Source organism: Candidatus Saccharibacteria bacterium (genome assembly GCA_017983775.1).
Classification (GTDB): Bacteria; Patescibacteriota; Saccharimonadia; order JAGOAT01; family JAGOAT01; genus JAGOAT01.
In genome coordinates this window covers 1-22,967 of record JAGOAT010000013.1, presented here as the reverse complement: position 1 = coordinate 22,967, position 22,967 = coordinate 1, and the positions used below count along the sequence as shown (strand labels likewise).

Annotated in this window: 24 protein-coding genes and 2 tRNA genes; 23 read left to right on the top strand and 3 right to left on the bottom strand. The window is 40.0% G+C overall.

All coding sequences use genetic code 11. The features are described from left to right. Positions 1–76 precede the first annotated feature (76 nt). Positions 77–153 (bottom strand) — tRNA-Gly (locus tag KA531_02295). A 338-nt stretch (positions 154–491) separates the two neighbouring features. On the opposite strand from KA531_02295, the gene KA531_02290 reads away from it, so the two are divergent. From KA531_02290 to KA531_02280, 3 genes are all read left to right on the top strand, one after another. Further along, positions 492–1,031: a transposase gene (locus KA531_02290; GenBank protein MBP6005706.1), complete on the top strand. Its 540-nt coding sequence runs from the start codon at positions 492–494 to the stop codon at positions 1,029–1,031. Positions 1,032–1,175: 144 nt separating this feature from the next. Further along, entirely contained in the window at positions 1,176–1,508 is a 333-nt protein-coding gene (locus KA531_02285) for a DUF1801 domain-containing protein (GenBank protein MBP6005705.1), read from the top strand. Continuing rightward, positions 1,501–2,184, top strand: a complete 684-nt coding sequence (locus KA531_02280) for a hypothetical protein (protein MBP6005704.1) — start codon at positions 1,501–1,503, stop codon at positions 2,182–2,184. Before KA531_02285 ends, KA531_02280 begins: the two co-directional genes overlap by 8 nt. 379 nt (positions 2,185–2,563) lie before the next feature. Here the strand turns inward: KA531_02280 and KA531_02275 are convergent, their stop codons facing one another. Both KA531_02275 and pyrB read right to left on the bottom strand, forming a co-directional pair. After that, a complete protein-coding gene (locus KA531_02275) occupies positions 2,564–3,697 on the bottom strand; it encodes a replication-associated recombination protein A (GenBank protein MBP6005703.1) in 1,134 nt (377 codons plus the stop codon). A gap of 79 nt (positions 3,698–3,776) precedes the next feature. After that, positions 3,777–4,676, bottom strand: a complete 900-nt coding sequence (gene pyrB, locus KA531_02270) for an aspartate carbamoyltransferase (GenBank protein MBP6005702.1) — start codon at positions 4,674–4,676, stop codon at positions 3,777–3,779. 194 nt (positions 4,677–4,870) lie between these two features. Here pyrB and KA531_02265 point away from each other — a divergent pair, with 194 nt between their 5' ends. The 20 genes from KA531_02265 to KA531_02170 all read left to right on the top strand — a co-directional run. Continuing rightward, complete coding sequence (locus tag KA531_02265) at positions 4,871–5,248, top strand: response regulator (GenBank protein MBP6005701.1); 378 nt, start codon at positions 4,871–4,873, stop codon at positions 5,246–5,248. Positions 5,249–5,477: 229 nt separating this feature from the next. Continuing rightward, entirely contained in the window at positions 5,478–6,569 is a 1,092-nt protein-coding gene (locus KA531_02260; protein MBP6005700.1) for a S1 RNA-binding domain-containing protein, read from the top strand. A 39-nt stretch (positions 6,570–6,608) separates the two neighbouring features. Beyond that, a complete protein-coding gene (locus KA531_02255; protein MBP6005699.1) occupies positions 6,609–8,333 on the top strand; it encodes a translation initiation factor IF-2 in 1,725 nt (574 codons plus the stop codon). A gap of 4 nt (positions 8,334–8,337) precedes the next feature. Then, positions 8,338–8,670: a ribosome-binding factor A gene (locus KA531_02250; protein MBP6005698.1), complete on the top strand. Its 333-nt coding sequence runs from the start codon at positions 8,338–8,340 to the stop codon at positions 8,668–8,670. 3 nt (positions 8,671–8,673) lie between these two features. Further along, positions 8,674–10,698 (top strand): NAD-dependent DNA ligase LigA, encoded by a 2,025-nt coding sequence (gene ligA, locus KA531_02245; protein ID MBP6005697.1) that lies wholly within the window; start codon positions 8,674–8,676, stop codon positions 10,696–10,698. Between the two features lie 20 nt (positions 10,699–10,718). Further along, positions 10,719–11,030, top strand: a complete 312-nt coding sequence (gatC, locus tag KA531_02240) for an Asp-tRNA(Asn)/Glu-tRNA(Gln) amidotransferase subunit GatC (GenBank protein ID MBP6005696.1) — start codon at positions 10,719–10,721, stop codon at positions 11,028–11,030. Next, positions 11,027–12,427 (top strand): Asp-tRNA(Asn)/Glu-tRNA(Gln) amidotransferase subunit GatA, encoded by a 1,401-nt coding sequence (gatA, locus tag KA531_02235; protein ID MBP6005695.1) that lies wholly within the window; start codon positions 11,027–11,029, stop codon positions 12,425–12,427. Before gatC ends, gatA begins: the two co-directional genes overlap by 4 nt. Then, positions 12,421–12,831: a hypothetical protein gene (locus KA531_02230; GenBank protein MBP6005694.1), complete on the top strand. Its 411-nt coding sequence runs from the start codon at positions 12,421–12,423 to the stop codon at positions 12,829–12,831. The genes gatA and KA531_02230 overlap by 7 nt, the downstream gene beginning before the upstream one ends. Continuing rightward, positions 12,828–14,240, top strand: a complete 1,413-nt coding sequence (gatB, locus tag KA531_02225; protein ID MBP6005693.1) for an Asp-tRNA(Asn)/Glu-tRNA(Gln) amidotransferase subunit GatB — start codon at positions 12,828–12,830, stop codon at positions 14,238–14,240. The genes KA531_02230 and gatB overlap by 4 nt, the downstream gene beginning before the upstream one ends. 21 nt (positions 14,241–14,261) lie before the next feature. Beyond that, positions 14,262–14,528: a hypothetical protein gene (locus tag KA531_02220; protein MBP6005692.1), complete on the top strand. Its 267-nt coding sequence runs from the start codon at positions 14,262–14,264 to the stop codon at positions 14,526–14,528. Beyond that, positions 14,528–14,899 carry a phage holin family protein gene (locus KA531_02215; protein ID MBP6005691.1) on the top strand — a complete coding sequence of 124 codons (372 nt, stop codon included), beginning with the start codon at positions 14,528–14,530 and terminating at the stop codon, positions 14,897–14,899. The genes KA531_02220 and KA531_02215 overlap by 1 nt, the downstream gene beginning before the upstream one ends. Position 14,900: 1 nt before the next feature. After that, positions 14,901–15,122 carry a preprotein translocase subunit SecG gene (gene secG / locus KA531_02210; GenBank protein MBP6005690.1) on the top strand — a complete coding sequence of 74 codons (222 nt, stop codon included), beginning with the start codon at positions 14,901–14,903 and terminating at the stop codon, positions 15,120–15,122. 8 nt (positions 15,123–15,130) lie between these two features. Next, entirely contained in the window at positions 15,131–16,831 is a 1,701-nt protein-coding gene (locus tag KA531_02205) for a hypothetical protein (GenBank protein ID MBP6005689.1), read from the top strand. After that, positions 16,828–18,081: a hypothetical protein gene (locus KA531_02200; protein ID MBP6005688.1), complete on the top strand. Its 1,254-nt coding sequence runs from the start codon at positions 16,828–16,830 to the stop codon at positions 18,079–18,081. Before KA531_02205 ends, KA531_02200 begins: the two co-directional genes overlap by 4 nt. A 123-nt stretch (positions 18,082–18,204) precedes the next feature. After that, positions 18,205–18,291: transfer RNA gene (locus KA531_02195), tRNA-Tyr, on the top strand. A 297-nt stretch (positions 18,292–18,588) separates the two neighbouring features. After that, positions 18,589–20,172 carry a glycosyltransferase family 2 protein gene (locus KA531_02190; protein ID MBP6005687.1) on the top strand — a complete coding sequence of 528 codons (1,584 nt, stop codon included), beginning with the start codon at positions 18,589–18,591 and terminating at the stop codon, positions 20,170–20,172. 163 nt (positions 20,173–20,335) lie between these two features. Continuing rightward, positions 20,336–20,935: an aquaporin gene (locus tag KA531_02185; GenBank protein MBP6005686.1), complete on the top strand. Its 600-nt coding sequence runs from the start codon at positions 20,336–20,338 to the stop codon at positions 20,933–20,935. Then, complete coding sequence (locus tag KA531_02180; GenBank protein MBP6005685.1) at positions 20,936–21,913, top strand: TrkA family potassium uptake protein; 978 nt, start codon at positions 20,936–20,938, stop codon at positions 21,911–21,913. A 40-nt stretch (positions 21,914–21,953) separates the two neighbouring features. Continuing rightward, positions 21,954–22,553, top strand: coding sequence for an RNA pseudouridine synthase (locus tag KA531_02175; GenBank protein ID MBP6005684.1), 600 nt, complete (start codon positions 21,954–21,956; stop codon positions 22,551–22,553). A 198-nt stretch (positions 22,554–22,751) separates the two neighbouring features. Beyond that, on the top strand, positions 22,752–22,967 hold a 216-nt coding region (locus KA531_02170; protein MBP6005683.1), incomplete at its 3' end, for a helix-turn-helix domain-containing protein.

The following is a 22,967-nucleotide window of genomic DNA, read 5'->3' as shown; positions in this document are numbered from 1 at the left end:
TAGAACCCTCTTTTGGGTTAAACTAAAAACGCCGATTTTGTCAGCGTTTTATAGAGGTAAGTTTCCTTTAAAATATTGGTGCGGGTACCGGGACTCTAACCCGGGGCCTCATCCTTGGCAAGGATGCGCTCTAAACAACTGAGCTACACCCGCATAGACCTCATTATATCAAAAATCCCAAAAAGTACCACCACCCCTAGTCCCCACACATTTTCAAGGAGTCCCCTTGAAAACGCCTATCCCATCAGATCAAAGATGGCAAGGAGTCCCCCTGAAATAGCCAAAAACCAAAGTGGTTTTGCTTGCCATTGTCTATACAGTTGATCTACAATATTCACAACTACTATTTATTCAAATTATTTTTAATATATAAACTCATGCCTAGTCCTAATACGATTAGAACTACATGCTCGGACTCATATTTTCACATATATTGCCGTGGAAATAGAAAATTGCCGATATTCTTTAGTGCAGAAGAATATGGGAAGTTTATGTCAATCTTACTTTTTCTATTGACCCCAAAACCCAGGGTCGCTAATAGCCTAAAGATTTTTTCCCAACCTAGATTGGTCACTCAAGATTTTAGTCAAGATATTTACCTTATTGCATTTACCTTAATGCCAAACCATTACCACCTCGTTATTTATGCTAAAGAATCAAGTTCGATACCAAAACTTATGCAAAGATTAAATCAAAAATTTACACACCTAATCAATACTGATCACAATCTTGTCGGCCACCTTTTCCAGAGTCAATACAAATCAAGACTAATTAGTTCTGAACTGGATCTAATAAATACAGCTGCTTATGTTCAACTCAACTCAAATGAACTCGTACCCAATGATACTGAATACTACAAAAAATACTCATATAGCAGCCTAAATACCACCCACCCAATCTCAAGCATAATAGATCAAGATTTATTCCTAAGAAAATCTGGCTTTACCAGAGAAGAGTATAACCAATATCTTGATATGAAATCAAAAAACTTTCTCGAGATGCAACTTATAAAGAAGCTATTACCCAGTTAATCTCAACCCCCCTATTTATACCTCCCCATTTTTCAAGGAGTCCCCTTGAAAACGCCTATCTCATCAGATCAAAGATGGCAAGGAGTCCCCTTGAAATAGCCAAATTTGGTGGAAAATATGTAGTAGGCATGCTAAGTTATTAGCATGGAAGATCCATTATCAATAATTCAATTCGCTCAACCTTGGCAGGAAAAACTAGCTAGGAGAGTAGTTGAGCTATCTGGACAAATTGTACCAGCAGGGAAGTGGGAAAAGAAATGGGGAATGCCATACCTAGTAGTTAATGGTAAAAATCTCCTAGGGATCTGGTCGGCTCGCAATTGGACAACAGTATTTATCATAGGTGGAGCCAATCTCAAATCAAAGATCTTTGAGCCGGGAAATAGAAAGAAAGATGCAACAATTCACCTCGAGAAGGGGTTTCAAGACTGGGATGAGCTTGAACGTATTATTAAATCCATCCTTCTCAATGTCTAATCAAACAACCCCCATGGAACCTATTCCACCAGAATATTCGCCATCAGAAACTATTAGCCCAGAAGAAATTGCCAAAAAAGTATTACCCACCGAAATACTTTACCGGCTGTTGCAAAATACAATTGATAATCCAGAATATCAGGAATTTACTAGCTCCCAAAACCCCGATAAGAGCCCCAAAACTTCTACTGAACCAAAAGCTGATCATGATCACGGTAAAGATCCAATATTAAATATTGCGCAACTTATAGAACAAGAAAAAAATCTACTACTTGACCCCAATACAGGTGAACCGGATTCAGAAATTATCCTCGCAATATTTGACAGATTTAACCAGTTAATCAATGCTATTGGCCTAGATTATCTTACGATGCGAATACAGTCAGAATTAAATGAAGTTGTCAGAGATCAAACTATCTCAAGAGTTAAAAGGTTCTTTAAAGTAATCCAGCTTAAACGCAAATTAAGTAAGGCTCAAAAACAACCTACTATTCTCTATAAATGGGATGGGGAATCATTCTGGCAAACAAATTTTGTAAAAGCCCTAGCTAATGAACGTAAGACAAAACCAGACACACCTCTAGTAGACTTATTAGCTAATCAAGTATATGAGACGATTATACACCATCAATATCCTATTTTTTCATACCTTTGTCAAAAAAAACCATCCAACTAATCTCATGCCATGAGCGCAAATTCAAAAGCCTAAAAAATTAATACCAGAAGAGCTAATATATTCTGAATATCGCCAATCCTCATTCGCACATTGAGCTACCAAATAAGATTAGAGCACTGCTACCTCTATACATATGCTCAAATTGTTATTACCCCTAAATGACCTAAGTGAACTGATCAATGTCAATCCGATTAGCCCGGCCATCACTTTCAAAGTCCTAGTTCTTCATTCAGACAAAGGCTACTCTAGTCATTATAGTCGTCGTAAACCAAAGCCTGTTCGCTTCCGTAGATATGATGAGGGGCAATAGTGACAGTTATGTACCGTAAGATACGGTCAAAAGTACAGGGTTTGTTTTTCGGGGCTATAGCAAGTCAACCTACCGAACTATTCCCTCAGGCAAAAACCCATCTGGATGCTTGAAGTCTGCTTCCCACCGATAACCATCACCATAATCTAAATCTTTCATCAGACTAGTTACTGGGTTGCGCAAGTGCTTTGGCACGCTTGCATTGGGATATTTCCCGACTAGTCCCTTAGCTTCTACCATTTGTTCTGCTACCTGCCGAGACTTTTTTGCTTGGCACATCGCAATAGTTGCCTGAGACAAAGCATACTCAGCCTCAGGCAAGCCTACCCGCTCCACAGCCTGGAAAGCTGAAGTAGCCAAGGTGAGAGCATGAGGACTAGCCATACCAACATCTTCACTCGCAAAAATTATTATCCTTCTAGCGACAAATTTTGGATCTTCGCCAGCATTAAGCATCCTATAGAGATAATACATAGCAGCCCTACTATCACTACCGCGCATTGATTTAATATAGGCAGAAATCAAATCATAATGTTGCTCACCGTTCTTGTCGTATCTTGCTGATACCTGTTGCATTGCTTGTTCTATCTGTTTTTTACCTACAACTTTTGTCGACAATGAAGCTGCTATCTCTAGTCCTCCAAGTAGCACTCTAGCATCGCCAATTGACATTTTTGCGAGCAGACTAGCAGCCTGAGATGTAATTATCTTAGGCCTTATCAAGATTTTTGCCCTATCAATAATGCCTAATAAGTCAATCTCCTTAAGAGCTTCGAATATCAATACACGACTTCTACTCAACAATGGTGCAATCACTTCAAACGAGGGATTTTCAGTAGTTGCTCCTATTAGATGAACAGTTCCATCTTCGACATAAGGTAGAAACATATCCTGCTGGGCTTTATTAAAGCGATGTATCTCATCCACGAATAGGATAGTTTGTCTTCCGAGATTTTTAGATTGCAAGGCCTGATCAATTGCTTGACGGACTTCAGCCTTACCCATACTAACGGCTGAAACTTCGATAAATTCAGCCCGATAAGTGTCCGCAATAACTCTAGCCAGAGTTGTCTTGCCCGAGCCAGGGGGACCCCAGAATATCATCGAAGTTAGTTTATCGGCCCTTATTAGTCCACGAATCAGGCCATTTTCCCCGACTAAATGACCTTGACCAACAATATCCTCTATACTCTTAGGCCTCATTTTTTCTGCTAAAGGAATATCCTGATTCCCTTCGAACAAACTCTTTACTTTTATTGGCTTCACCCTTATACCCCGCTTATCAACCCTTCAATATTTCAGATAATAAGGCTTGGCGAACATAAAGGCCATTACGGACTTGCTGGAAGTAATACGCTGAAGGATGTTGATCTACTGCCAAATCGATTTCGTCGACCCGAGGTAAGGGATGAAGTACCCTAAATGTCTCCTTTGTTTTGTCTAGATCATCCAAGCTTAACTTTAATCTACCAGCTACTTCCCAGTACTTCGCTAGATCATCAAATCTCTCCTTTTGCACCCTGGTCATATACAAAATATCTTGCTTATCTAGCTGTCCAATACTTGATCTAAATTGAACTTGACAGCCCGAATCCCGAACCAGCTTAACTAGATTTTTGGGTAGCTGCAAATAATCATCAGAGATAAATGTAAAATTAATCTGATACTGGGCTAATGCCTTTACTAGGGAGTGAACTGTCCTGCCATATTTGAGATCCCCAGCCAAAGCAATATTTAGCCCCTCTAGCCCACCTTGGGTAGCCTGAATTGAGTAAAGATCTAGTAATGTCTGGGTCGGGTGCTCGTTACTACCATCACCAGCATTAATGATTGGCACACCAGCAACAGCTTGAGCCCTTCTAGCCGAACCAGCTTCACCATGCCGCATCACTATAGCATCAGCATATTGACCAATAGTCCGAATTGTATCCTCTAAACTTTCCCCCTTACTCTGACTGCTTGTATCTGCGCTAGCAAAACCAATGACTGAGCCACCAAGATAACTAATCGCACTCTCAAAGCTCAGTCTAGTTCTGGTACTAGGTTCAAAAAACAAGCTAGCTACTACCTGATTTGCCAACTGACTACCCCTGTGATTGATCTCAAATTGCTGAGCTTTCCTGAGCAACTGATCAATTTGCTCTTTTGACAAATCATCGATGGATACTAAGCCTTTTAACATTATTTATAATCCTATAGTTAATCCTCGATTTTTGCAATTCAAACCATTGCATGATTCCAAGGAGTCCCCTTGAAATCACCTACTCCAACAGATCAAAACAGGCAAGGGGTGCCCTTGGAAAGGCTACTTCTATCAATAGAGATTGAGCTAAAATCGCTTGACAGCTAGGACTAATCAGGATTAAACTTAAGCCAATGGCTAAAGTCAAAACTATTCTGCTTGCTGAAGATAATGAGTTCATTCGCAAGATGTACGAGCTCAAGTTTGGCAAAGCAAAGCTTGATGTGATATCCGTTACCAATGGCGCAGAAGCAATTGAACAGTTCGACAAGCACGACTTTGGACTAATCTTACTAGATTTGATGATGCCAGAAGTCAATGGTGAAGAAGCACTTGAATACCTGAGAACCAAGGCCAAGAAAAATCGCAAAGTACCAGTTTTGATTCTGACCAATGTTAATGATCCAACTACTATTGAGAAGATTCGAGATCTAGGAATTGATGACTACATTATCAAATCTGAGCTAACCCCATCTCAAGTTCTCAATAAAGTCAATCAATACCTAACCTAGGATCACTGAAGTTGATATGAGTAGTATAATCTTATTGACAAAAGTTTTTACTTAGATTAGAATTAGGATTAATTGGTTAGGTCAAAAGGGTAGATATTAACCTGTAATAGGCATTTTATGCTGGTGGTTAATCTGCAATTTGGGCGGATATATCTTGTGCTGCCTTGACCTTAGCCGATAAGAATATTATTAATGTGCCTTTGCAAGATAAAGAAAGAGAAGGGATCAGATGACTACAGAAACCAAGTCTAAAACTACGAAGACTACTATTAACGCCACGAATATGGAGGAATTGCTCAGTGCTAACCCCCTAACAATTCTCCAGGAAGGTGACCTTATCCAGGGAGAAGTAATTAAATCACTCAAACACCAGATCTGGCTTGATCTTGGGATCCATGGTACAGGTGTCATCACTAGTAATGAACTAGAATACACCACAGTCCGTCCGGAAATTGGCGAGATTATCAATGCTTCAGTGATTGAACCAGAAACTAAATATGGCTATGCGATTCTAAGCCTCAAAAAAGTAGCCAAAGAAAAAGGCTGGGATAGGCTGACTGAAAAATTTGAGAATAAAGAAGTATTTGGAGTAACCCCCGTCGATGCTAATAAGGGTGGTCTAATTGTTGAGATGGAAGGCGTCAAGGGATTTCTACCAGTTTCTCAATTATCAGCTGAAAACTATCCTAGAGTCAGTGGTGCTGACAAAGACGAAATATTATCAAGACTCAATAAGTTGATTGGTAGAGTTTTGATGGTTAGGATTATTGATCTGGATCGCAAAAATAACAAGCTAATAATTTCCGAAAAAGAAGCCCAGAAGGAAATGACCCAATCCAAGCTCTCCAAACTAACCGTCGGAGAAGTAGTGAGAGGGATCGTGACTGGTATCGTCGACTTTGGGATTTTTGTCAATGTCGATGGTATTGAAGGTCTTGTTCATATTTCAGAAATCTCCTGGAAACGAATTGATAGTCCAAACGAACATGTCAGAATTGGCGAGGAATTGGATGTCAAGATTATCTCAATCGATCAAGACAAGCTATCTTTGTCAATCAAGCAATTAACTCCAGACCCTTGGGTTGAGGAAGCATCAAAACTCAAGATTGGCGAGAAAGTCGATGGTAAGATCGTTCGAATTACTCCCTTTGGAGCGTTCGTCCAAATTAGTGAGATCATTGAAGCCCTGGTCCACGTCTCGGAACTCTCAGCAGAACCAATCAAAGATCCTCGTAAAATCCTTAGCCTCAATGAAGTGAAGCAGTTTACTATCCTTTCAATTGACCCCGAGCAACACAAGCTCTCCCTTAGTCTCAAATAAACCTCGTCATAACTGATTTATTATGCTAAGATAAATCAGATGACAGACAAACGAACAATTAACATCGGCCAAGAGATTAGACTCCGTGAACTGGCAAGGATTATCAATCTTCAACCTGTCGAATTGATAGAATTTCTTAGTGGTAATGGTATTATAGTTGCGCCTAATGACTTGCTTGATTTTGAAACAGCGAGCCTAGTAGCCGAAGAGTACGAACTAGAGCTTAAGTTGCTCGAACAATCAGAACAAGGTCGTCCCTCTGAAAAATCTATCAGGTCTCAAACTTTAGAATCAAGACCACCAATAGTAGTAATTATGGGTCATGTTGACCATGGCAAAACAACCCTGCTTGACTATATACGATCAAGCCACATCGCATCAACCGAGTCTGGGGGTATTACTCAACACATTTCTTCCTATCAGATTGGCAAAACCCCTGAAGACAAGATCACTTTTATTGACACACCTGGGCATGAAGCATTCGGTGCGCTTAGAACGCATGGGGCAAGATTAACCGACATTGTCATCCTAGTAGTGGCCGCTGATGATGGTGTCAAGCCACAAACGAAAGAAGTGATAGAGCTAATCAAATCCTATAAACTGCCTGCCATAGTAGCAATCAATAAAGTTGATAAACCGACAGTGGATATCAATAAAATTAAGCAAGAACTATCCGAACAAGGGATTATTGCTGAAGACTGGGGCGGTGATACGCCAATGGTTGAGATCTCTGCAAAATCAGGGCAAGGAATTGATAAACTAATCGAATTGATCCATTTGGTAAACCAACTTAGTCCAGCTCAAGCTGATTATTCTATACCTGGTGAAGGGATAGTCTTAGAATCCGAGTTGGCAACTGGTCAAGGACCTCTTGCCACAATATTGGTCAAACATGGTAGCTTCAAGATTGGTGAATATCTAGTCAGTGGTAATGCCTGGGGTAAAATCCGTTCAATCACCGGAACTGATGGGCAGAAGCTAAATCAAGCCTTACCTTCAATGCCAGTGATCATCTCTGGCCTAAAAGATATACCAGAATTTGCCAAATGGATTGAGGTAGTCCCCGATCAAAAAGCTGCAAGATCTTGGCTTGAACAGACCAGCAAAAATTTTGATATTACCAAGCTAGCAAATACAGAAGTAATCGATCTTGAAAAGGCTCTCAAAAAACAAAACCAGATAGAGCTCAAGCTTTTAATTAAGACTGATAGCCAGGGCTCATTAGTAGCTATAGAAGATAGTATCTTGCGTCTTGCCAATCCTTTGGTTGACATAGTAATTGTTGATCAGGGCATTGGTCCGATCAACGAAACAGATATTCGCAAAGCCAACTCATCCCAAGCACTACTAATCGGGTTTCATAGCAAGCTTTCAAGTGCCATGACCAAACTTGCCAAACAATTGGATATTGAATACAAAACCTACACAATTATTTATGAACTAATCGAAGATATTGAGCAACTAGTCAAAGGGCTTTCACCTGATCGTGAAAAACAAGAAGTTGCTAGACTTCTAGTCAAAGGGATATTCTATACCAAGTCGGGTCGAATAGTCACCGGTGGAGAAGTTCTTGATGGAACTATTACGCCAAATCTAGACTTCAGAATATATCGAGATGACCAAATTACAGGAGAAGGTAAGCTATTGAGTATCCAAATTGGGCCAGATCCTGTCGAAAAAGCTGAAATGGGTCAGGAATGTGGTCTCGCAATTCAATCTGAAATCAATCCTGAGATAAATGATCAAATAGTTTTCTTAAAGTAACCCAATGAGCTATCGAATAGCCCAAATCAACCATACTATCTTAGGTCTTTTGGGAGACAGATTAAGACTACTAAGTCAACAATCTGATTTTCTGATTACTATCCAAGAGGTTGATACTGCACCTGATTTGGCTAGCTGTAAGATCTATCTGTCTTTTTTCCCTACTCCAGATAAGCTAACTATAGATCAATTTATCAATCAAGCCAGACCTAAGCTGCAAAAAACTATTGCCCAGAATTTATTCTTAAGAAAGACTCCAAAGCTACAACTTATATATGATCAGAGGCCAGAAGATCTCTCAAGGATTGAAAAGATTCTTAATAAATACAAGGATTAATCAATGCCAACCAATCAAGACAAGACTAGCAAGACTAGGGAGCTTAAATCAATTAGGGATCAGTTAGAAAAGTACCGTAAGAGTTATTATATTGACAACGTTAGTCTCGTAGCAGATAGTGTCTATGACAGTCTAAATCGTCGTTTGATTGAACTAGAAGCCTACCTCAATAAGCAATCTTCTTCTAGTATTACTAATTCTGTCGAGCCAGAAAGGGCTAATAAATTTGCCAAGGTCGAACACCTGAGACCAATGCTTTCGATTAAAGATGCCTTTGATTTAGACGAGATCAAGGATTGGCTTGATGGCCTCAAACGTTTTTCAGGCTATCAACTTTCCCCAAATAGCCCCCTATCTGCAGAGGTTAAGCTTGATGGTCTCGCAATAGCATTGCGCTATCATAAAGGACAATTTTATCAAGCTATCACTAGGGGAAATGGACAAATCGGTGAGGACGTTACTCATAGCGTAAAAACTATCAAAAATTTGCCCAAAATGCTTGATCTCAAACTCTTTAATCCACTTGCTGGACTAGATCAAACCTTGGAAATCAGAGGGGAGATACTGATCAGCAAATCTGGATTTACCGAATATAATCAGCTCTTAACCGAGCAAGGTTTGCCCTTGCTTGCCAATCCTCGCAATGCCGCTAGTGGCAGTATTAGGCAACTAGATAGTAAGGCTGCTGCTGATCGACCGCTTGAAATCATCGCCTACGATTTTGGCAATTATCTTGGGTCTTCCCATCGTACTAACCGCGAGCTACTTGGCAATCTAGGATTTGGCGTAAGTGATGGATCAGAACTGATTAGAGATCTCGACCAACTTGAAGAGTATATCCATAATACTACCAAAAAGCGACCTAGCTTTAGCTACCAACTCGACGGAATAGTGATTAGGATAAATGACTCTGCTACCTATGATCACCTTGGGATTAGCGGCAAGGCTCCACGGGGAATAGTAGCTTATAAGTTCCCAGCAGAGCTAGTCAGCACAAAGCTACTTGATATTCGCCTGAGCCTTGGTAGAACTGGAGCATTAACACCCTATGCAGTCCTAGAACCAGTCAAGGTTGCAGGTACTACGGTCTCTCGAGCAACACTCCACAACCCAGGCGAAATTGCCATCAAGGATCTCAGGATTGGGGATACGGTTATTATCCGCAAAGCAGGGGATATCATACCAGAAGTCATAGAACCGATTCCAAATCTGAGAACCGGTAACGAAAAAATCTTCAAGCTACCAAAAACTTTCAAGGGAATAGCTATCATTGATGACCCCTCAGAAGCAGTCCCAAGGATCGCAGATCTTGACCTCTCAGAAATCAACTGGCTTAGACTCCAGCACTTTGTCTCCAAATCAGCCTTTGATATCAACGGTCTCGGAGAAAAAATTCTTGAACAACTCCTTGATATCGGGCTCATTGAGTCTCCAGTAGATATTTTCAAGCTCCAGTCAGAATCCCTCTACAATCTAGAAGGTTTTAAGGACAAGAAAGTCAATAATCTTCTGAATGCCATCAATAAATCCAAAAATATTAGCTTGAGTAGGTTTATCTATAGCCTAGGGATCCGCACTGTTGGAGAAAAAACTAGTCAAGATATCGCAAAGCGCTTCAAGGATCTCGATCACTGGCGCAATTCTTACCAAAGTCCAGATGATATTGAGTCAATCGATGGCATTGGAAAGACTACTACTACTTATCTGATCGGCTGGCTTAACGATCAAAAAAACCAAGATATGATCGATCAATTGCTCAAGCTCGGGGTAGTAGTACAGCCATATCAGATTAACCAAAACTCTACGCTGGCTGGCAAATGGGTTCTGACTGGTACTCTTGAACACTATACCCGAATGATGGCCAAGGATTTAATTACTCGCAATGGTGGAAGTATCATTTCTACAGTATCCGGACAAACTGACTACCTGCTAGCTGGAGATAGTCCTGGTAGTAAGTACCAAAAAGCACTAGACATGGGGATTAAAATCCTATCAGAAACAGAATTTGAGAATTTACTTAATAGCTAGGATTCGGTAAACTATAAGCAATGCAAGTAGCTACCAATCAACCAACTCTAAGTATCGATGATGTAATTCGAATAGCCCATCTTGCTCATCTATCCCTAGACCAAGAATCTCAAGAGTTATATACCCAACAAATCAATACAATTCTGGCCTTTGTCAGTCAGCTCAATTCACTTGATTTGGCCGAACAGCCTGCCCTTAGTCAAATCAGCAACCTTCAAAATATCACTAGAGAAGACCGAGTAATTGATTGCCAGATTGACAAGACTGAGTTGTTCAGTAATGCAAGTAATTTTGATGGAGAGTACCTCAGGGTACAGAGAATTATCAAATGAAACTAACCAACCTAACAATCAGCCAAGCCCACCAATTGATCAACTCTAGAAGTATCAGTGTCATTGAACTGGTCGATTATTATCTTAGTAAGATAGAGGCAGAGAATAGTAAGTTACATATCATGCTAGCCGAAAACAAAGACCAAGCTAGAAAACAAGCCAAAGCCTGGGATCAAAAAATTGCTAATGGTGCTCAACTCAATGGACTTCAGGCAATACCCTATCTAGCAAAGGATATGTTTATGACCAAAGGAATTGCCACGACTGCAGCATCCAGAAGTCTCGCTGATTTTATTCCCCCCTATGACAGCACAGCCATCACAAAGCTAACTGCTGCCGGAGCAATTCTACTAGGTAAGGTTAATCAAGATGAATTTGCCCACGGTGGGAGCGGGAAATATAGCTTCTTTGGTAGCGCCCTCAATCCAAATGACACTACTAGAGTAGCTGGTGGATCTTCAAGTGGTTCTGCTGCTAGTGTTGCAGCAGACTTTTGTGTCTTTAGCCTAGGAACTGATACTGGTGGCTCCATCCGTAACCCTGCGAGTTATACGGGTACCTATGGTATCAAGCCTAGCTATGGTCGAATTAGTCGTTATGGCGTGATTGCTATGGCATCTAGTTTTGACTGTGTCGGGATTATTGCCAAATCAAACCAAGATATTAAGACAGTTCTCGAGACTATTTCTGGCCATGATCCTCTAGACTCAACTAGTCTTAACTCCTCTCTAGATTTAGATAGTCCACAAGAGGTCAAAAGAATTGCAACCATCAAGCAATACCAAGAACATCTCAAGCCAGAACAATCTCGGGCCTTTGAGCAGATTATCAATCAATTGCGAGAGAAAGACATAGTGATCGAAGAGATTGATATGCCTAGTCTAGATCAAGCTTTGGCCTGCTACTATATCCTAGTACCTGCTGAGATCAGCTCCAATCTGGCACGCTATGACGGGCTTAGATACGGGTACAATAGCGAACAAGAGGATTTGATTGAGGTCTACAAAAATAGTCGCAAACAGGGGTTTGGTGTAGAAGTTCAGCGCCGAATCATGATCGGCACATACTTACTCAGCCATGGATACTATGATGCATTTTATCTCAAAGCCAGCAAACTGCGTCAACAAATTCAAGCCGAGATCAGATCAGTGTTTAATCAATTTGACCTAATCCTAAGTCCAACTACTCCAGATATAGCCCCACTCAGTAATACCAATTCAACAGACCCCACTGAGGAATATTTGGCTGATATTATGACTGTAGTAGCCAATCTAGCAGGAATACCAGCAATGAGTCTACCAAAAATGCAAATCTCAGGACTACCTTATGGCTTACAAGTAATGGCTGACCAAGGAGCAGAATACCGACTACTGGGATTTGAGGATCTATTATGTTAAGTTTCATTCTATTAGCAATTGCAATAACAGGAGTAATGGCATTACTTCTGGTTGGCTATATCAGCAATCTCAAATTTCAACAAAAACCAGCCAAAGTTGATCAGATAAAAGTCGATCAAAACTTAGCTCAAATCCAAGGTCTAGAATCAAGCAACCCTGTTCTGGCTGTGATTGAAGCAGATAAATTACTTGATTATGTCCTGAAGGGAGTATCGAGCAAGGGTGGCTTTACCGACCGTCTTAAAAGTCAAGAATATAGGCTGAAAAATGCCCAATCTATTTGGGACGCACACAAGCTAAGAAATCGCCTGGTCCATGATCTGGATAGTGAAGATCAGTACTCCAATCAACAATTAATTAATACTAGTAAAACCTTGAGAAAAGCAATAGGAGAATTAAGATGAAACTAGTACCAACAATCGGCATAGAAGTTCATGTTCAACTCAATACATTATCAAAAATGTTTTGCAGCTGTAGGCTTAGTGGTCAAGATGATTCAAAGCCCAACCAATACATCTGTCCGATCTGTATTGGCTTGCCCGGTACACTACCCAGTGTAAACCAGCATGCAATCGAGTTAGCCATCCAAATTGGCCACCTCTTAAAGTCCAATATCCAGGCCAAATCAAGTTTTGACCGAAAGAACTATTTCTATCCGGACCTTCCAAAAGGCTACCAGATTACCCAGTTTTACCAACCAATTATTCGTGATGGTCAACTCAAAATTTGGTTAAATGATCATCAATCAAAGACGATTGGGATTACTGAGGCTCACCTCGAAGAAGATGCTGCCAAAGCTATCCACCCAGAGGGGCAAAATTATTCCCAGATTGACTTCAACCGGGCTGGAGCACCCTTACTCGAGATAGTTAGTGCTCCAGACATCTCAAGCCCCCAGGAAGCTAGACGTTATTTGACCGAATTATACTTACTAGTAACTAGTATTGGTGCTTGCCAAGGTGATATGCAAAAAGGTCATTTCAAATTTGACCTAAATATCTCCGTAGCCGAAGAGGGAAGTGGCCAACTCGGCACTAGGACTGAGCTCAAAAACCTCAATTCATTTAGATTTGCTGAGAAAGCTCTTAACTATGAAATTAATCGTCAAATCAAACTAGTCAGAGATGGTCAAAGAATCATTCAGGAGACTCGTGGCTATGATGAAGCTCAAGCCAAAACCTTTAGCCAAAGGAGTAAAGAAAACTCAGATGGTTATCGCTACTTCCCAGAACCAGATATCCCTCCTTTAAATCTTGACCGGAGCCTCATTGACCACAACCAGAGTCAGCTTCAATCCTCACTAGATCTGCGCGAATTATTGCAATCAGTGAATATCGGCCTAATGGTTCAAGATACTATTATTGCAAATCCCAATAGTCGAGACTTACTAATAACTACTTTGTCAGAATTTAATAATAACCCATCCAAAATCAAACCAATCAGTAACTGGCTGATTGGTGAGTATCAAAATATTGATCGACCAAAACTTAGCGCTACAAGCCTCAAGGAATTAATTGAGCTAATTGAGACTGGAACAATATCTAATAACCAAGCCAAAGAACTATTCCCACGCATCTGCAAAGGTCAATCGATCAAAGAGCTCGTAGGTGATCAAGGCCTTACCCAGATTAGTGACCCACTGGAGATCAAACGAATTCTTACTCAAGTACTTGAGGATAATCCAGAAGTGGTAAATCAATATCACGAAGGTCAAACCAAGGTAATTGGTTTTTTAATTGGTCAAGCCATGCAGATAACCAAGGGACAGGCCAATCCCCAGCTAATCCGAAGGCTTTTATTAGAATTACTTTAAGCAATATGGTACAATGAGGGTATGGAAACTGCAGTCTATATCTTGACCGTTCTTAATGCCTTGGGTCTCTTGCTACTCGTAACTATTATCATTATCTTACTCTTAGGCGTAGTCAAACTGCTACATATTATCAATACAGTGGCTGAAATTGCTGAGGATAGTAGTAAAAATATTCTAGAGACTATTGAGGAAGTTAGAGCACGAGTAGTCAGTCCTACCGCTTTTGCAGCAATCATTTCTGAATTTATCAAGCGTAAATCCTCTAGCCATAAATCATCCAAGAAATAATGATCAAAAGAATTCTTTTTGCTACTCTAATCAATTTTCTTGGTCTAACTGTAGCGGCCAATTTGATAGATGGAATTAATTACCAAGACAACTATCAGGTATTAATCATTGCATCAATTGTCTTTGGAGTTGTCAATGCACTAATTAGACCGATCATTATTATCCTATCTTTACCCGCAATTCTGGCAACATTTGGTTTGTTTACTTTTGTCGTCAATGGTCTGATGCTTTATCTTACTAGTATATTTTATAGTTCTTTTGAGATTGCCAATTTCCGTTCAGCTATCTTGGCAGCTTTTTTAATCTGGATAATCAACTACCTGATGACTGATTTAGTTAAAACCAATATGGAGAAAGGGATGCAGAGCTAAAATGGGAAAAACAATTCTAAATTACCTAATATTTATTGATTCAATTATTGTAACCGTGTTAATTCTTTTGCAAAATAGAGGCACTGGCCTAGGTATGGCTTTTGGAGGTAGCAGCGAAGGTTACCGTACTCGGCGAGGTGCTGAACGTTTTATCTTTATCGCGACCATTATAGCAATCATTATCTTAGTCGTGTCCACAGTTGCTCGCGCAATCATTGTTTAGGTCGGGTCATGCTCAAGCCTCGAGCCAGCTTAGATAACTCAGTGCGAATCAGGACAACCAAACGTAATGTCAACCAATATCATACTCAGAGACTCAAGGGAACTGGGTTGGAGCAATCTTGGCTTGAGATAAGAACAAAACTCCTATTGACATCTAGTATCTTAATACTAATCTTAATTAGCTTCCTATCCCTGGGTTTACGTTCCCAGTCAATTAGTAAATATTACATGTCTACACAGTTTGAAGCCGGTGGAGTCTATAGGGAAGGGGTTATTGGTGACATCCAGATTATCAATCCCATTCTTGCCAAGACTAGCACAGATCGAGACTTAACTCACTTAATATTTTCTGGGCTAACTCGTTTTAGTCAATATGGCAAGATTGAACCAGACCTAGCAACTAGTTGGGAGATTGATCCAAGTGGTCTTGTCTATACCTTCCATCTGCGTAATGATGTTAAATGGCACGATGGTCACCCATTTAGCGCAAGAGATGTTGATTTTACACTTACGGCAATCCAGAACCCAGATTCACGTTCAAATCTTCAAACTGACTGGCAAAATGTTACCCACAGAGTGATTGATCAAAATACCATTGAAATTACCCTACCGACCCAGATCAATAACTTCATCAATCAAACTACAGTTGGCATCATACCAAGTCACTTACTTGAATCAGTAGAGCCTGATAAGCTTCGTTTTCATAGCTTCAACCTGGCACCCATTGGGACTGGAGCTTTCAAATATCAAGATTACAAAGATAACAACTTGATTATTCTTAATAAAAACCAAGAATACTATCACGCAGACCCCTATCTTGATCAAATCCAAATCCAAACATTTCAGGACAAAGACGCTCTTTTACTAGCTTATAGCCAAAACCAGATTGATAGCTTTAGTGGTCTTAATTTAGACTTTGAACCCGAATATACTTTTAAACTCCGTCAAAATTCATACATTGGACTGTTTCTTAATAACTCTCATGAATTATTCAATAGTCCCGAAAGAAGACTGGCTTTTGAACAACTAGTCAATAAGGCCGAACTTCTTAATATCACCAACTTAAACGATAAGGCAATACCTATCAACTATCCAGTATTCTCTGATCAAGAAGGCTACAATGATATGCTTGAAAAACGCAACTTCGATCCAGCACTAGCCCTAGATCAACTCAAGCAATCTGGGCTTACCCCTGATCAAGTCAGCTACAAGCTGGTGACTACCAGCTCCTTAGTTCCAGTTGCTCAGGCTCTTGGCCAACAGCTAATTGGATATGGGATCAAGATTGATATTGATCTAATCAATAACCAACAAAAATTCAATGATACAATTGCCAGTAGGGATTATGATATATTGCTATTTGGTCAAAATACTGGGAGTGATTCGGATGTCTATAGCTTCTGGCACTCTAGTCAAGCAGATTTTGCTGGTACCAACCTAGCAAATTACAAAAATCCAGAATCAGATCGCTTACTTGAAAGTGCGCGATTAGACCCAAACCCTGAAAGTAGAGCAAAAAAAATATCCAATTTCTTAGCTATCTGGCAATCTGATACGGCTTCAGTGATTCTTTATCGACCATACTATTTGATCTATAGTCGAATTGATCTACAAATCCCAATATACAAAATCATTACCCCCAGTAATCGCTTTGACTTTGCATACCTCTGGAAAATCCAAACCAGTGCCCATCCCCAGGTTAAACTATGAAAGTTGCGCAGATAGACAACCTATCTAGCAATTCAAAATCCAAGTCAAAGTCTCTTGTCAATTCTTATCGCAAGTCAAAAACATATTCAATCAAAAAATCAACAACAACCGTGTCGATCAAGCAACCAGAAGTCAAAGTGTCTTCAGTCACCACTCAATCTGAACATATAGCTTTGCCGACCAATACTAGTTCATTACCCAGTTTAGCCAAAATTGAACCAACCGATTCTATCAAATCAAATTATTCATTAGCAATGATCAAGAATCAAATGATCAACCTTGCACCAAACTTCAAAATACCTAAATCAAAATCATCAAAATCAATCAACTTCAAGCTGGATAAGAGCTTAATAAGAATTGGGTTGTTTGATTGGCTCAAGGTTTTAATTTGGCTCTCAGCCTATCTTGGCTGGCTACTGCTGGATGTCTTTTCTAATAGCAACCACTCAATCATTAATCTGATAGCCAGTATCGATATTCAGGAATTCTATTTAATACTTACCAGTACAGCAATTGTCTTACTCTGGATAATTCACTTCTTTGATAGTTTAATTAACCGCTATGAGACTAACCTGATTAATAGCTGGCACCAATCATCAATCGACCCTGATAGTATATTCATCAACTACCGTCAGAAGCTTGATATTAGACTACTAGGCTTCTTACTATGCTTTCTTAGTCTCGGTTTCACTGGATTATTCTTGTTTCGCCCTTCCTCTGTAATCAATCAAGCTATTATCTCAATAGTCTTTACCCTCCAATTACTAATAATTACTGGTTATCAAATCTCAACTAATCTCTGGGTTGACCAAGCTAGATTTGGTTATCACTTAGGCCAATTAGCAAAACCAACAGCCGCTACCTATCAAGCAAGTATACTCAGGAGCCTAATCCAGTTTGGACAAATTGGATTGTTGTGGTTAATTCTGATAACAGTCAATAGATATCCTCAGTTCTCTGGAATATTTGGTCTAACCTTTATCTTTATTACTAGCCTGATCATTAGTTTTGCTACCAAAACCCTTGATCAATTAATCAATTTTTTCTTACTCACCAGTTATCAATATCGACCGAGTAAACTAACTCCACCTATATCTTGGTATCGGTACTTCAAATCAAAACTAATTATAGCCGTTATTCTTAGCTTGGGCTTAATAATCTTAAGCTGGATTTTTGATGATCGAGTAGTATCGATTCTCTCAAAACTACAACAGCTATTGACAATTTTGCTTGAAAAAGCCAGTTCGTGATTCAATCATGACAATTAAATGGTTAAAATAAATAATCAAGGAAAATCCAAGAATAAGCTTATTCCTGAATGCTCCCTTAATTCACTTGAGAAACTAGACCAAACTTGCTAAAATAAAGGCTGTGCAGGGTTACTCAAGTGGCCAACGAGGGCTGACTGTAAATCAGCTGGCTCAATGCCTACGTAGGTTCGAATCCTACACCCTGCACCATATAGTACAAAATAAAACCAGGATTTTGAACTATTACTAGAGTCTATATGGATATTGTTTCTATTCGCCTTATTGCCTAGAGGTCATAATAAAAACTATCCCTCTAACTCATTGCTACCTGTCTCAAGATTGTTCGGTTATGTTTTGATGTAAGCTATATTTTGAATAATCAACCGTAAGGAATCAAAAAATGAAAATATTGATTGTCCCAGGCAAACACGCTACTATACTAGATGATTTGAACTGGTTGACCAAAAGGCACATGTTTACTATAGCTAATAATCAAACCTAACTCCAATGTTCTCAAACCTATTTAGCTCCAAGCAAATTGTTCTAAACTCTGATGCGACCAGGGATCCCTCCAATATCCTCTTTATTTCCAAACGTAGACGTCTACTTGAATTTTACATTGGTACTCTCAGTATCCAAATCCTATTATCATTTTTGCTAATAGGAATACTCAACCCTTTAGTTTATGCCTTTATCATCATTGGTTATGATATCTATTGGTTGCTCAAAAGTATTAATATCTCAATAATCACCATCAGGGGTTACAATAATCTCAAAACCTCTCAAAAAACCAATTGGCTAAACAAGCTTCAGGCTCTTGATCCAGTAACTCAGCTTGACTATCGTAAACTTTATCACCTAATCATCATCCCCACCTATAATGAACCAATCGAAGTCCTCAGAGATTCAATGCTGGCTATCAGTAAAGTAAATTATGATCTTAGCAAGCTAATTATCGTCATCGCAGCTGAGCAAAGAGCAGGCGAGAATTTTATCAACAATACTAAAGCCATTCAAGCAGAATTTTCAAAACATTTTAATCGACTATTAGTAATCGAACATCCCCAAGATCTAGCTGGAGAAATCCCTGGTAAAGGTGCAAATATCACCTACGCAGGCCAACACCTCAAATCTATACTAGTTGACCAGGAAGGCATTGATCCTGACAAGATCATTGTCACTACCCTGGATGCTGACCATCAACCTGACAAACAATATTTTTCGGAACTAACCTATCATTACTGCACAACAGAGAAAAGAGGTCAATATAGCTTTCAGCCTATCCCGCTATTTTTCAATAACATCTGGGAAGTACCGGCTCCAATTCGGATCGTTGCTACTGGTAACTCTTTCTGGGTACTCATTGAATCAATGAGGCCTCACCGACTGAGAAATTTTGCTGCTCATTCTCAGAGTTTAGATGCCTTGATAAAAACTGATTTTTGGTGCAAAATCAGCCCGGTAGAAGATGGCCGTCATTACTGGCGATCACTCCTAGCATTTGATGGTGACTACCACGTCAAACCAGTCTACTCGCCCATATATCAAGATGCAGTTCAGGCAGAGAATCTACCAAGAACTCTCAAGGCCCAGGTTGCTCAACTTCGTCGTTGGGCATGGGGGATAACTGATATAATCTATCTTTTGCAAGAGTTTCCCAAAAATTCCAAAATTTCCAGGCCAGCCAAATTAGTTCATCTAATCAGACTAGTAGATGGACATATTAGTTGGGCTACAGCTTCGATTATTATTTTTTTCTCAGCCTGGATACCGATATTCTTTAGTAGAAGTTTTAGTGATCTAGCCTTAATCTACAATCTTCCCGATATTGCTAGTTCTATTCTCCTATTGGCCAACCTAGCAATCTTTACAACGATCTGGATTAGCCTCTTAATCGTACCTAGTCCAATTGGCAAATTAAAGCCTTGGCGATACTTCAGTCTGATAATCCAGTGGGCATTATTACCCATAGTAGCACTTTGCATCTTTTCTTATGCTGCCCTTAGTGCTCAATTGCAACTAGCTGCTGGAAAATACCTTGGTTTTAATGTCACTAAAAAATTAGCTAAGAAGCACTCTCGCACTAATTAGGTCCCTCCTTATCCACCCAGATACTTGGGGCTACTATGATCTTCAAAGTCCTCATACAGGCTGATCAGGAGTCTGACATTTCAAATCAATCTCAAATTTGACAAATCTCCAGGATGTGGGAAAATAAGCATAAGATTAAATATAATAACCATTAGGAGGGATCATGGGCGATGATTACAAAAAATTTTCAGCGGAACTAATAGGTACCTTTGGACTTGCTTCAATTGTACTAGCAACTGTTTCCAATCCTAGCCTGGGGGTAGCAGTACCTGTGGCTGTTGGTGCTACGCTAAGTCTATTTGTATTATTAATTGGTGGAATATCTGGTTGCCATATCAACCCCGCTGTTAGCCTCGGTCAGTTTGTCTTTGGTAAGATCGATGCTAAGACCACTATCGGTTACCTTATCAGCCAGTTTGTAGGGGCATTTCTAGCACTGATACTCTTTAACCAAGTTATTGGCTCTATGCCAGAACTACCAATTGTCAACAACTGGGAAACAGCACTATTTGAAACCCTAGGAACTATGCTATTTTGTTTTGGTATTGGCATGGCCATCAGCAACAAGCTTGAAGGTCTAGCCGCTGCTAGTGCCATCGGTCTAAGTCTAAGCTTTGGGATCTTGGTTGCTGCCAATGTCAGTAACGCATTCCTTAATCCTGCAGTTGCTCTTGCCTTTGATTCACTATCACCCATCTATGTTCTTGCACCTATTGTTGGGTCTGTTCTAGGATTTGGTGCCGCAAAGCTGCTCAAGTCCTAAATGAATTTGAGAAACCGTTGGGTCAGGCTATCTTTAGTATTTATTTCTTTACTATTGGCTGGTAGCCTTGCTCTGACTCAGGCTAATCCTGAGCTAGGATTCTGGAACAACTTCTACTATAGCCTCACAATTTTGCTGACCCACTTCGATCATCATGGCTATCATGGCTTAGCTAGTCGAGTCTATGTTATAATCATGATGCTAGCAAATCTGATATTCATTGCATATTTACTCAAATATTTCGCAGAATACATCATGCAGCTCGATACTAAAATCAGGGATATAAAATTGAAAAAGAAACTAGATAAGATTACTAACCATTACATAGTCTGTGGTACTGGCAGAGTAGGTAGTAATGTAGCCAAAGAACTCAGGAGCGAAGGGGTATCCTTTGTAACAATTGACAAGAGAGAATTCTACCAAGACCAAGTTGAGTCTGACCTTCATATCGTTGGTGATGCTAGTCTTGAGCAGACCTTGTTGCAAGCAGGCCTTAAGAGGGCAAAAGGTATAATCGTTAGTCTAGGACAAGACGCAGAGAATTTGCTCGTAACAGTGACTGCTAGGCAACTAAACCCTGAGATATTTATTGTTGCTAGATCCCATACTGAGGCTCATGGACAAAAACTTTTAAGGGCAGGCGCAGATAGGATCACTATGCCCCATGCTATTGGTGGTTACCATATGGCGACAATGCTTCTTAGGCCTGATGTGGTCGACTTTTTAGATATCCTTGGAAGCAATAAAGATAACAAGCTACAGATAGAGGAAATCTTGATTGAAGATGATAGTAAAGTACTAGGCAAGACAATCTCACAGATAGAGAACCTGAAGATTGAAATCCAAATCCTTGCTGTAATTGATCAAGACGGAGAGATCAATATCAAACCAGCCCCAAATACCAAGATTCATAGTGGTCAAAAACTAATCTTGCTCGGCAAAAAACTCCAACTCCGTAAAGCCAGTGAAATCCTCTAGCTCAAAGCCTAGAATACTCTTTGAGTGCAGGGATTTCTTAGTGATTGACAAGCCAGCAGGCATCACTGTCAATACTATTGGCGATCGCCCTGGATTAGCAGAAATATTACAGCCAGATTTGCAACAAGATCATTTTGGAATAGTTCACCGCCTTGACAAAGATACGACTGGAGTGCTAATTCTAGCCAAAAATCCAACTACCCAAGCCAAACTACAAGAACTTTTTAGACAAAGAAAAGTGACCAAGATATATCTTGCGCTAGTTAGACCAAAGCCAAAGCTCAAGCAGGCCAGACTTGAATTACCCTTGACTAGAAATCCAAAAAATAGAGAAAAGTGGCAAGTTGGACTTCAGGGACGACCCGCAATCAGTCAGTATCAAACCCTACAAGGATATCTTGAATATGCACTACTTGAAATTCAGATATTTACCGGCAGAACCCACCAGATCAGGGCTCACTTAGCTCACATCCATGCACCAGTAGCTGGAGATACTCTGTATGGATCAAAAACAAGACCACCTGGACTCAGTCGCCAGTTTCTTCACGCCTCAGAGCTTAGATTTCAACTTGATGATCAAGAATACAGTTTCCACTCTCCATTACCTAGCGACCTTCAGGGTTTTTTAGACGCGCTATAGCCACCCAAGACAAAACCTGTGTCCCCCTCCCCATATAATCAACAACAAGTCTATTCTAGAACTGCCGGAAAATTCCCACTAATAATGCGACACCCGTATAATCTTTGTTGGATATTAATTAACAAGGAAAAACCTAAACTTAACCCTGAACTGCGAAAACTAGACTATGCATCGGTCTGGTTGTTACTGTGTTGATATATGAGTCAATTCAAACACATCACAAAGATTGAGAGGCTAGAGATAGGTATACTAATACACAGGGGATATACCATACCATCCAGTGCCATTGAACTTGGCCGGCATCACAGTACTATCTACAGAGAGATACAACGAAACACTGTGGCTGGTGAGTACACTTCTACCAAGGCACATCATAAAGCCTATGTACGTCGAAAGTATTCAAAGTACCAAGCA

Bases quoted from the DNA above. Each gene is read 5' to 3' on its own strand.
- KA531_02290 (MBP6005706.1), top strand. From the start codon at position 492: ATGTCAATCTTACTTTTTCTATTGACCCCAAAACCCAGGGTCGCTAAT.
- KA531_02285 (MBP6005705.1), top strand. From the start codon at position 1,176: ATGGAAGATCCATTATCAATAATTCAATTCGCTCAACCTTGGCAGGAA.
- KA531_02280 (MBP6005704.1), top strand. From the start codon at position 1,501: ATGTCTAATCAAACAACCCCCATGGAACCTATTCCACCAGAATATTCG.
- KA531_02275 (MBP6005703.1), bottom strand. From the start codon at position 3,697: ATGAGGCCTAAGAGTATAGAGGATATTGTTGGTCAAGGTCATTTAGTC.
- pyrB (MBP6005702.1), bottom strand. From the start codon at position 4,676: ATGTTAAAAGGCTTAGTATCCATCGATGATTTGTCAAAAGAGCAAATT.
- KA531_02265 (MBP6005701.1), top strand. From the start codon at position 4,871: ATGGCTAAAGTCAAAACTATTCTGCTTGCTGAAGATAATGAGTTCATT.
- KA531_02260 (MBP6005700.1), top strand. From the start codon at position 5,478: ATGACTACAGAAACCAAGTCTAAAACTACGAAGACTACTATTAACGCC.
- KA531_02255 (MBP6005699.1), top strand. From the start codon at position 6,609: ATGACAGACAAACGAACAATTAACATCGGCCAAGAGATTAGACTCCGT.
- KA531_02250 (MBP6005698.1), top strand. From the start codon at position 8,338: ATGAGCTATCGAATAGCCCAAATCAACCATACTATCTTAGGTCTTTTG.
- ligA (MBP6005697.1), top strand. From the start codon at position 8,674: ATGCCAACCAATCAAGACAAGACTAGCAAGACTAGGGAGCTTAAATCA.
- gatC (MBP6005696.1), top strand. From the start codon at position 10,719: ATGCAAGTAGCTACCAATCAACCAACTCTAAGTATCGATGATGTAATT.
- gatA (MBP6005695.1), top strand. From the start codon at position 11,027: ATGAAACTAACCAACCTAACAATCAGCCAAGCCCACCAATTGATCAAC.
- KA531_02230 (MBP6005694.1), top strand. From the start codon at position 12,421: ATGTTAAGTTTCATTCTATTAGCAATTGCAATAACAGGAGTAATGGCA.
- gatB (MBP6005693.1), top strand. From the start codon at position 12,828: ATGAAACTAGTACCAACAATCGGCATAGAAGTTCATGTTCAACTCAAT.
- KA531_02220 (MBP6005692.1), top strand. From the start codon at position 14,262: ATGGAAACTGCAGTCTATATCTTGACCGTTCTTAATGCCTTGGGTCTC.
- KA531_02215 (MBP6005691.1), top strand. From the start codon at position 14,528: ATGATCAAAAGAATTCTTTTTGCTACTCTAATCAATTTTCTTGGTCTA.
- secG (MBP6005690.1), top strand. From the start codon at position 14,901: ATGGGAAAAACAATTCTAAATTACCTAATATTTATTGATTCAATTATT.
- KA531_02205 (MBP6005689.1), top strand. From the start codon at position 15,131: ATGCTCAAGCCTCGAGCCAGCTTAGATAACTCAGTGCGAATCAGGACA.
- KA531_02200 (MBP6005688.1), top strand. From the start codon at position 16,828: ATGAAAGTTGCGCAGATAGACAACCTATCTAGCAATTCAAAATCCAAG.
- KA531_02190 (MBP6005687.1), top strand. From the start codon at position 18,589: ATGTTCTCAAACCTATTTAGCTCCAAGCAAATTGTTCTAAACTCTGAT.
- KA531_02185 (MBP6005686.1), top strand. From the start codon at position 20,336: ATGGGCGATGATTACAAAAAATTTTCAGCGGAACTAATAGGTACCTTT.
- KA531_02180 (MBP6005685.1), top strand. From the start codon at position 20,936: ATGAATTTGAGAAACCGTTGGGTCAGGCTATCTTTAGTATTTATTTCT.